Here is a 10,586-nt window from a genome sequence, read left to right on the forward strand (position 1 = left end):
GGATGGCTGATGGCCTGCATTGCAATGATCTACAACGGAGTGTGGTCACATTATGCTGTGGCAAACGCGCCTAAATATCGTGAAATCTTAGACTTGCTTTATGTCCACGACATCAAAGCTGGTGATCTGGACGGTTATCAGGCGATTGTTGTGCCGTTCCAATCGCATCAAACTGCAATGAAGGCCCTGAAAGACGACGTTTTTTCGGTTCTGGCGCGTGGCGGGAAAGTGTTTGTCGAAGGCGATTCGACGTGGCTTGACGCGACCTGGGAGGATCGCCCCGTCAATAACTATTGGTGGGTGACTGATCCAGGCAACCCGCCCGCTGCGCAAACCGATTATAGCCATCCGGTTTATAGCGGGCTTATTCCACGTCACGCATGCTGGCACACGCACGGCATCTACACTGCAGTTCCCGTGAGCGCGCAAGTTATTCAACGCAATGGCGCTGGCGAAATCGTAACTTGGGAAACCAGCGAATATGGTGGGAAGTTGCTTGTCACAACGCTTGATCCCCTGGTTGAACATGGCGTCCAGCAGATTCGCCATCTCGACAATTACGTTGATAATCTGGTGAACTGGCTGTGCGATGTGCGTCCCCAGGGCAGGGTTGAGATTGACTGGCGGATTGGGCTGGCCGCATAACAGCGTATCGACGCCAACCAGCCGCCAGAGTGAAATCATGACAAATGCGCCGTTCGGCCTTACGCGCCGCGAACTGGGCCTTGGCCTGTTGGTTGCGCCTGTGATGCTTTCTGCCTGCGCCAAACCTGCCGAGGAGCGCATAGGCGCAGCCACCCCCTGGCGTGATATTGAAAAAATGGCACGCGGCCAGACGGTTAACTGGCAAGCTTGGGCCGGCGATCCCAAAATCAACGACTATATCAAATGGGCGTCGGAAACGGTGAAGGCGCGGTACGGCATTGATCTCAGCCATGTCAAAACAAGCGATACCACCGCGTTCATCCAGACGTTGCTTGCAGACAAGTCGGGCGGGCGCACGAGTGGCGGGCGCAACGATCTCATCTGGCTCAATGGCGAAAACTTCTCGGCGGCCAAAGAGCTGGGGCTGTTGTGGGGGCCGTTTGCCGAACGCTTGCCCAACTGGGAACTGGTTGATGTGAAGGGCAAGCCATCAACGATCACCGATTTTACGCTGCCTACTGAGGGCTATGAGTCGCCTTGGGGCATGGCGCAGCTGGCGTTTTTTCATGACGCTGCAAAGCTTGCCAGCCCGCCCCGGACTATTCCGGCAATGCTGGCCTGGGCGAAAAACAATCCGGGTAGATTTGCCTATCCAGCACCGCCAGATTTCACCGGCGTGACATTTCTTAAACAGGCTTTGCTTGAGCTATCGGTGGATCGCACTCCGTTTTACAAGCCCGTCGATAAAGCCGGGTTCGATGGCCAAACCGCCCCGCTTTGGGCCTTTCTCAACCAGCTTCATCCCGTTGCCTGGCGGGGCGGAAAAAGTTACCCGCCCGACTATCCCAGTCTGCGGCAATTGCTTGAAGATCAGGAAATTGACATCGCATTTGCGTTCAACCCTGCAGAAGCGTTGAATGCAGTCAATGCGGGCTTGTTGCCGCCGACAACGCGCGCATATATTCTCGACGGTGGAACAATTCAGAACACCCATTTCCAGGCCATCCCGTTCAATTCATCGGCCAAAGCAGGCGCAATGGTTGTTGCCAATTTTCTGCTTTCGCCAGAAGCACAGGCTCGCAAGGCTGATCCCAGGGTGTGGGGCGATGCAACAGTATTGAACCTTGCGGCAATCACGCCAGCACAAAGACAACTCTTTGAGGCGCTGCCAAAAGGTTCGGCTCTGCCAGACGAAAAGTCGCTTGCGCGTGCGCTTGCCGAACCGCATCCAAGCTGGATGCTGGCGTTGGGAGACGCCTGGCGCGCGCGCTACGCAACGTGAGGCCAGTAAAGGCGGCTTTTGCTCGAAACCCATTTGGCTGGGCGCTGCCGCTGACACTCGCGGTTTTTATCGGGCCTATCTTTCTTGGTCTGTTCGGAACATTGCTGCCAGCCTTCGGGCTGCAACCCGCGCTGGGAAGCTTTGAACTATCATTCGATCCGTGGCACGACTTTTTCAACGATCCGGCACTGACAAAATCGCTGCGACTCACATTGACGGTCGGATTTGGCGCAACGCTCATCGCTGTCATCATCGGTTTTTGCAGTGTTGCGATTCTTTTTGGCACGCGCGCGTTTGGCATTGTGCGTTCTTTGCTGGCACCGGCACTTGCCTTTCCGCATGCCAGTTTTGCCGTGGGGCTGGCGTTTTTGATCGCTCCGAGCGGCTGGATCGCAAGGCTGATTTCGCCCTGGGCGACGGGTTGGGATCAACCACCCGATCTGCTGATTGTTCGCGATCCCGATGCAATTGCCCTTATGCTTTCGCTAGCTCTTAAAGAGTCGCTTTTTCTGGTTCTGATGATCGTCGGCGCGCTTGGGCAGATTAACGCTGGATCACTGCTGCGTTCGGCAAGAAGCATGGGTTATGCTCCGGCGCGCGCTTGGCTCATCGTGATCGCGCCACAAGTCTATGCGCAGGTACGCCTGCCAATCTATGCCATGCTGGCCAGCGCCCTGTCGATCGTCGATATGGCCATAGTACTTGGCCCGGCAGCGCCGCCGCCCCTAGCACCGATGACGCTTGACTGGTTTCGCGAACTTGATTCCGGGCGGCAATTGATGGCATCGGTGGCTGCAATCTTTCAGCTCTTGCTCGTGATCGGTGCCGTCCTGCTTTGGCGTTTTGGAGAGATGGTTGTGAACCTTGCCGTGCGGGGCCCGTTGACGAACGGCATCAGGCGAGGATGGGCAGAGCGGATCGCTGGCGGCGTGGGCAGGATCGGCATCAGCCTTGCTCTCGTTGCAAGTGTCGGCGCGATTTTGATGCTTCTCATCTGGTCTTTTGCCGGAACCTGGTCCTGGCCAGGCGCCCTGCCGCAGCGGTGGTCAGCAGCAATGTGGGTCAGGTCTGGCGATACGCTTGTTCTGCTTGTCTGGCGAACCGCGATCATCGCAATTGCAGCGAGTGCGATTGCAACGGCGCTTGCTATATTCTGCCTGGAGGCAGGGATCGGCCAGCCAAAATCACGTTGGCTTGTCATACTATATGTGCCGCTGCTGGTCCCGCAGATCAGCTTTCTGTTCGGCGTCCAGCTTTTGTGGAACCGGCTTTGGCTTGACGGCACGATGGTGGCCGTCACGCTCACGCATTTGCTGTTTGTGCTGCCTTATGTTTTCCTTGTGTTGAGCGATCCATATCGCGCGCTCGATCCGCGTATCGCGATTGCCGCGCGGTCACTTGGTGCCAGCCGGTTGCGGACATTGGTGCGGATTAAAATCCCGCTCCTCGCGCGGCCTATAGCGACCGCCATGGCGATAGGTTTTGCCGTCAGCGTCGGTCAATATCTGCCCACTCTATTTGCAGGCGCTGGCCAGATTGACACGCTGACCACCGAAGCGGTTGCACTGGCCTCCGGGGCTGACCGGCGCTTGGCCGGGGTGATCGCCTTCACGCTGACCGCGCTGCCATTCATGGCGCTGGCGCTGGTCAGCCTCGCACCGAATCGATTGGGGCGGGCGAACCAATGACAAGCGCGGGGCTGATTCTGAATGATGTGCGCCTTGCGATTGGCGGACGCACCCTGTTTGACGGACTTTGCCTCTGCATAGCACCGGGCGAGATTGTGACGCTGATGGGCGAAAGCGGTTCGGGTAAATCAAGCTTGATTGCCTATATCTGCGGCTCGCTCGACACAGAATTCGATGTGCGCGGTTCGGTGACGCTCGACGGGCAGGATATGGGGCCCCTGCCAATCGAACGAAGGCGGATTGGGGTGATGTTTCAGGATGATGTGTTGTTCGCGCACATGTCGGTTGGCGAGAATCTGGCCTTTGCAGTGCCGCCGGGAGTAACCCGAAGTGAACGCCAGACGCGCGTGAATGATGCACTTGTCGAAGCGGATCTCGATGGCTTTGCGGCACGCAACCCAGCCACACTTTCCGGGGGGCAAAAGGCGCGTGTCGCGCTGATGCGCGCGCTGCTAGCCGAGCCTCGCGCCATGTTACTTGACGAACCCTTTTCGCGGCTTGACGCGACGTTGCGTGAACGTGTCCGCAATTTTGCTTTTTCTACAATAAAGCGGCGAAATATTCCGGCATTGCTTGTTACGCATGATCGGCAAGACAAGTCTGATCATGTAATTACGCTTTGATAGCTTAATAAATGAAAACCTTTTGCTATCGAAGTTCAAGCACGTTTTATTAAAAAAGGGAATCTCAGAATTTCCTGGCAACTTAAAAATAGTATACTTTATAAAATTTCTATTTGATCATAATTATAAACAGCTTAGAAGTGGATTCGCCTGAGGAGGTTGCCCGAATCGCTCGGCGTTTTGGAAGGAAATTCGAATGTCTTACAATCGTTACTGCAATGCGATCAACATACTTGCGGCCGTGGCAGCTATATCCGTTACCGCTCCGGCATATGCGCAGCAGGCGGGCTTGCAAATCAACGTCGTCAACAATGAAACCGGGGCGCCCGTCGCCAATGCCGAGGTAACGATTGAAAATGCGGATATCGGCCTGAAGCGTGTTGTGCGGAGTGATGATTTCGGCAGGGTTCGGCTTGAGGCGCTTGCCACAAGCGGGCTTTACAATGTTTCGGTTGCCGCAGCCGAAGGATATGACGCCGCATCGGCAGGTCCGGTCTCGCTGCGCTCCAACTTCACAGGTTCGGTCACAATCCGGGTTGGTGCAAAAGCGGCCAGTGACATTGTTGTCACCGGCACACGCGCGGTTACAGGCATCAACACCGTGAACGCAGAAGTCTCCTCGTCGCTACCCCGGGAAGCACTGACGGCACTGCCGATCGAAGGCCGAGACGTTATTCAGGCGCTCATCCGCTTGCCCAACGTGGTCGCGTCGACCGGCTTCTTCCCTGAAGCCCCCGTCGTTTCGATCAACGGCGCAAACGGCCTGGAAACCAATTATCTGATCGACGGACTCGATAACAACGAGAATTTTCTTGGCGGTCCAAAATTTCCCGTACCACTCGGATTCACCAAAGAAGTCACGGTGCTCGCCAACAGTTATTCGGTCGAATTCGGGCGGACTGCCAACGGCATTATCAACTACACGTCGCCTTCCGGGACGAACGATCTTACCGGTGAAGTCTACACATTGATCAGGCCTGGACGACCGCTTGACGCGCGTTCAGCGTTCCCGCGCCGCGATTTGACCGGCAATCCGGTAGGGGAGAGCTTTGAGCGCTATCAGGGTGGTTTTGCCGTTGGCGGGCCAATCGTGAAAGACAAAACCTTCTTCTATGCAAGCTTCGAATATACGCGTGATAAAAACAACCAGCTCGTTGATGCACCCCAACTCGGGGTGACGCAGAATGTGACTGGCAACAACGAGTTCTTGCTGGGTTCGTTGCGCCTGGACCACCGTTTCAACGATGAACTTACCGCGACATTGCGGGGAAATTTCGGGCGGGTCACGATCGAACGCCCTGGCGGCGGCCTTGGCGGCGGCAACAACACATTTCCGTCGGCAGGCTCTGATGAATTCAGACCATCGACGATTATCGTCGGGTCGTTGAATTATGCCGGTGAAGATTGGACGTATGACGGAAGCTTGCAATATAGTCGTTTCCGATTCCAATATGCACGCACAAATGTACCTGCAGGGCCGCAGGTTTCGATTCAGGACCAAACAGGCCTAGGCGTTGGCACGGTTGGTCATCCGGGTTTTGTTTTCAATGATATTGAAAATACGTTCCAAACTGTTCAGCGGCTCCAGCGCAGGTTCGGCAACCACCGTGTAAAGATTGGCGTTGACTACATCCGTTCCAATTTCGATCTGTTGGGTGGTGGGAATCCCGACGGCAACTTTACGGTTACGCTTACGCCTGCCCAGCTTGCGACGTTGCGTGGACGCAATCTCGGCCTCAACCTGAGCGCGCAAGATGTGCTTTCGCTGAATCCGGTCGTGAACAATTTTTCCGTCGAACTGCGGCCCCAGTCCTTTGGCACCAGTCAGAACCTGCTGGCTTTCTATCTTGAGGACGAGTGGCAGGTGACATCGAAGCTCACCGCTACTGCCGGCCTTCGTTGGGATTACGACTCGCTGACGGGCAAGGGCGGAAAAGGCGGCGACTATGATAATTTCGCGCCGCGCCTTGCGTTGAATTTCCGTCCGGATTCACGTTCATCAATCCGTTTTGGTGCCGGCCTGTTTTACAGCAAGATAATCTATGCCGTGATTTCAGACGCGCTGCAGCGCAATACGACGTCGCCTGCCTTCGTTGGCCAGCTTCGCCAACTCGCCACGCAGGGCATTATTCCGGCAGACACCGATCTTGCCAGGGTCACGTTTGATGGCAACCTGACGGTGTCTCCTGCCTGTGCGACGGTGAGTGCCTGCCCGCCAGCGTCAGCCGTACAGGCTCTGCGCAATACCGCCATCATCAATGAGGCGCGCACCTTGAATCCGCTCGGCTATGATAGCCCATATAGTCTGCAACTCAGTGGCGGTTACCAATATCAGGTTAGCGATACGATTACGGCCAGTATTGATCTGATCTACAGCCGCACGCGCAATCTCGTTCGACTGCGTGATCTCAATTCACCGACTTCATTTGTTCCAAATGCCGCTAACTTGACGGCTGCCAATATTGCCACACTCCGCGGTCTGCCGGACAATGCGGCTCGGCTGGTTCTGGCACAACAGCTGGGGCTGGTTCGATCACAAGCGGCGGCGGACGCGACCCGGCCTGTCGGGCTGGTTGCAGGCGGCGCTCGCCAGATCACGGTTTCCGAAACCGAAGGAAAATCGCTCTACCGTGCGGTCAATTTACAAGTGAACAAGGTTCGCGGTGATGATGACTATGCCTTCCGTCTTTCCTATACATTGTCAAAACTGACGAACAACACCGATGACATAAACTTCCGTGCGTCCAATGCCAATGATTTCAGTGTTGATAACGGCCCATCTGCCAACGACCGGCGTCATGTGATTTCGGCGGTTGGCTTCCTTTATCCGATCAGGGGCTTGACAGCGACGGGTGCGCTGCTGTTTCAGTCTGGCCAGCCGGTCAATCTTGTCCCAGATGGGAGCGTGTTTGGTACGCAGGATCTAAACGGCGATGGACAGTCGTTCGGCGAGAATTTCGTCGGCAACTCCGACAGATTCCCCGGTGCGACTCGAAATTCTGCGCGGCTGCCGTCTTCGACGACCGTCGACATCGGCCTTCGCTACGCAGTTCCGGTTTTTGGAGGAAATGTCGAAGTCAGTGCTGATGTGTTCAACCTGTTTAATGCCAATAATCAGTCTGGTTTTGCCAACGCGGCATCGACGTCGAACCAAATCCAGTTTGGTGGTGGTGCGCCATTCGTTCAACGCAACGCAGGGCCGCCACGACAATTCCAGTTCGGCCTGGCGTACAAGTTTTAGGATCGTGTCAAAGCCCCGGCGGTGACACCCTGTCGTGGCACTTATCCGGGCAACAGCCGTGTCATGAGGTCGTCGTGAAAGATGTCGTTGTTGACCGCACGCAGGTAGGTGACTTCCGGGCCATCGCATGCGGGGTCAACGACAAACAGCGGCCGCTTGCCATCATGGCGTATTTCGCTGGGCCATTTATGCGTCTCAAATGCTTCGGGCATAAGCAGCCAGCCCACTGCAAGCGTGTCAAAAGGCGTGAATCCCGGCGCACCAAACTCGCGTTGCCAATCTGACTGCCAGGCACGCGCGCTTGTAGCGAGCCACTGCGCACAAGGGTCACCCTCATCGCGCAACCGATCGAGGTCATTTGGCGTCAGCCACATTTCCGCACAGACTTCCCATCCAGCGAGCGTGATCGGGATGTCGAGCGCCAGCAACGCGGATGCGGCGGCGGTATCACATTCAAAATTCATATCGCCAAATTGGTTTTGCTGTGTTGGCGTCGCCCGAAATTCGAGGCCTTCGCGCCGCCCCCCCACGAAAACGATCTCTTCCACATTTTCGCGCTTGGCATCTGGCTGCCCAAGCGTTGCTGCAATCGTGGTGAGCGGCCCCAGCGCAAGAATGGTGAGCGGCGCATCGGTCAATGCTGCGGCAAGCGCGCGCGTGGCCGCGTTGGGGCTGCGATCACCTGCTATGCCGCAACCGCGATAGACAGGCACATCGCCGCGCCCTGCGCGGGTTACGATCTCCAGCGCCATCGCGTAAGTATGGTCAATATCGGTGTTACCGAACACTGCCGAAATCCCGACGATTTCTAGTTCGGGCGAACGCAATGCCTGAATGAGCGCAAAGGCATCGTCAACCTCGCCATTGCCCGCCGTAATGGCCGGATCGGTATCGATCCAGACGCGGCGTGGCGCGCTCATATCGTCGATGCTAGGACAAGAGTCCGAGCCTCATCAAGCAATGCTGTCTTTGCCGCTAGGTCAAGTGTCAGCGGTAGCTGCGCGACGCCGATCAACCGCCGCATGATCTCAATCCCGCAGACCTTGTTCATCAACGCCTGATCAAGGGCATCGTTGTAGCGGGTGATCAGCCGCTCAGTGGACGCCTCAGGCTGACCGCTCAGCCGGAGATGCGCAATCAGCACCCCAACATCCCATTCGCGCGGGCCGATCCAGCAAAATTCGGGGTCAATCAGAAACAAGCCGTTTGGCGTGGTCAGCCAGCTTCCCGGATACAGATCGCCATGAAGCAGGACCCCCGGCCCATCACCAAGATAGCGTTCACTGACCCTTCTTACCGCCGCAACAAATTCACCATCATGTTTGAGCCGGTCTGCCACGGCCTGCAGTCCGGGCGTGATCGAATCGAGATCAAAACCATTGCCCGGGTCAAGCGGATAATCGAAGATGTGAATGGCGTTGAGCGCCCGCATCTTCGGGTTGGCAAGACGTGCGTTCGCAGGGGTTTTCAGATTATGCAGCTGATGCAACCAATCGGCCAAGGCATCAAGCGCATCATCGCCAATCAGCTGTCCCGAATAAGCCGTCATCCCGTCACTGGCTTCGCCAAGATCCTCGAACAGATTGGCGGCCTGGCTTTTGTCAAAGCCCAGATGCTGCGGCATCGCCGTGCCCGCGGCAGTGCCTGCAACTGTGGCGTAAAACTCGGCTTCGACCTCCGCCCTTTCGATTGGTGCCGGGATATCGGGGTATTTCTCCACCCAACCACGTGCGCGCTTCAAAATCAGCGTTGACCCGTCATCAAATGTGACTCGCTCAACCAAATTCATATTGCCCGCGCCAGCTATGGCCGCCGAAGCGACATGACGACCGTCGGGCAGCCAACCAAGCACCGCAAGCACATCTGCTGCGGCTAGTGTTGAACTCTCTGACATCAAATGCGCATCCCCAAGGCTTGAATTCTGATCGAATAGCAGTTTATAGCTACTCAACAAGAGGCGGGAAATCAGGAGTTCACGTCACCGGAAGCGTCGAAGGCGGCCATTCGGCTAAGCGCCCTAAATGCGGTGATGGCTCGCCACGATGTGAATATCTAGAACCGGTTATTGCGGCCAGTCTGTCGTGCTCTGCAGCCTGATCAGGCGAGGCATACTTATAGTCACAGCTACCGAAGAGCGCTTAGGTGCCATTTGCTTTTTTCCAAATTTCGGCCTCGTTGCCTCAACGGTCCGGTCACTCAAAAGCTCCAGCGCGCCAAGAACCGCACCTGACGCGGCTCCACCGGATGGAAATGACGGTCCGCGACCGATACGGTTTCCGAAGGCAGTTGAGATTCGTAGAAATAGGTGATGTCGGCATCCTGGGCATCGAAAATGTTGAAAAGCTCGGCCCCGATGCGGATCGGTCCGAGTGTGTAATACGCCGCCAGATTGATGAGCGTGGTGGGGTCGGATGCAACTGAGCCGTCTTCAATCAGAGGAGCCTTGCCGAAGTGGCGAACCCGCAGCGTGATGTCGAGACCGGCGACCGGGCTTGCGGTGGCACCGCCAGAAATGACTTCGGCGACTGATCCCGGAATGCGCGTCAAACCCGCAGGCACGCCCCTGAACCTGGCATAAGTGTAGGCATAGGCAGCATCCAGTGCCAGCCAGGGCAACGGCCGCCAGAACGCGTTGGCTTCGATCCCATAGCGCCGCGTGGCGTCATTGGGCTCTGTTGCGCCGGCATCACCGACGAAGACCAGTTCCGATTCCAGATCAAGATAAAAGCCCACCAAGGCCAGATTGAAGGTATCGCGTTCGATGCGCCCGCCGATCTCGGTGCCCTTGGCGCGCGCAAACACAGGGACCCGATCAGCTGGGAGACCCGATACCGGATCGACCGAAATGGTTGCTCCGCGCACATCGTTGGTGTGGAAGGACTCGCCATAATTCGCATAGAGTTCGACGCCGTCTGCCGCGCGCCACGCGATCCCTGCCTTGGGCGCCAGCAAGACATCCGAGCCTCTGCCTGCGTTTGCTGCAAGACCCGCATCGACATCGTAACCCAGATAGGGGTCAGGACATAGAACGGGCACAGATATACGCTAAGCGTCTCTGCGCGCACTTATGGGTCGACTCTATGCGTCGACGACTCCAGCATTCCAAA

General features: G+C 56.7%; 8 protein-coding genes. 5 read left to right on the forward strand and 3 right to left on the reverse strand.

All coding sequences use genetic code 11. From position 1 onward, the window contains the following. The first annotated feature begins 9 nt into the window (after positions 1-9). From C7451_RS05675 to C7451_RS05695, 5 genes are all read left to right on the forward strand, one after another. Complete coding sequence (locus C7451_RS05675) at positions 10-645, forward strand: hypothetical protein (RefSeq protein WP_110297974.1); 636 nt, start codon at positions 10-12, stop codon at positions 643-645. A 37-nt stretch (positions 646-682) separates the two neighbouring features. Continuing rightward, entirely contained in the window at positions 683-1,927 is a 1,245-nt protein-coding gene (locus C7451_RS05680) for an ABC transporter substrate-binding protein (protein WP_110298021.1), read from the forward strand. Beyond that, complete coding sequence (locus C7451_RS05685) at positions 1,924-3,615, forward strand: ABC transporter permease (protein WP_146215293.1); 1,692 nt, start codon at positions 1,924-1,926, stop codon at positions 3,613-3,615. The genes C7451_RS05680 and C7451_RS05685 overlap by 4 nt, the downstream gene beginning before the upstream one ends. After that, positions 3,612-4,238: an ATP-binding cassette domain-containing protein gene (locus tag C7451_RS05690; protein ID WP_110297976.1), complete on the forward strand. Its 627-nt coding sequence runs from the start codon at positions 3,612-3,614 to the stop codon at positions 4,236-4,238. Before C7451_RS05685 ends, C7451_RS05690 begins: the two co-directional genes overlap by 4 nt. Before the next feature lie 196 nt (positions 4,239-4,434). Continuing rightward, entirely contained in the window at positions 4,435-7,479 is a 3,045-nt protein-coding gene (locus tag C7451_RS05695; RefSeq protein WP_110297977.1) for a TonB-dependent receptor, read from the forward strand. Positions 7,480-7,520: 41 nt separating this feature from the next. Here C7451_RS05695 and C7451_RS05700 read toward each other — a convergent pair whose 3' ends face one another. The 3 genes from C7451_RS05700 to C7451_RS05710 form a co-directional block, all read right to left on the reverse strand. Continuing rightward, a complete protein-coding gene (locus C7451_RS05700; RefSeq protein ID WP_110297978.1) occupies positions 7,521-8,399 on the reverse strand; it encodes a nucleoside hydrolase in 879 nt (292 codons plus the stop codon). Then, on the reverse strand, positions 8,396-9,373 hold the full coding sequence (locus C7451_RS05705; RefSeq protein ID WP_110297979.1) for a phosphotransferase: 978 nt from the start codon (positions 9,371-9,373) through the stop codon (positions 8,396-8,398). The genes C7451_RS05700 and C7451_RS05705 overlap by 4 nt, the downstream gene beginning before the upstream one ends. Before the next feature lie 302 nt (positions 9,374-9,675). Further along, positions 9,676-10,515 carry a TonB-dependent receptor domain-containing protein gene (locus tag C7451_RS05710; RefSeq protein WP_341866617.1) on the reverse strand — a complete coding sequence of 280 codons (840 nt, stop codon included), beginning with the start codon at positions 10,513-10,515 and terminating at the stop codon, positions 9,676-9,678. Positions 10,516-10,586 lie beyond the last annotated feature (71 nt).

This window comes from Blastomonas natatoria (assembly GCF_003201955.1).
In the GTDB taxonomy this organism is placed as follows: domain Bacteria; phylum Pseudomonadota; class Alphaproteobacteria; order Sphingomonadales; family Sphingomonadaceae; genus Blastomonas; species Blastomonas natatoria.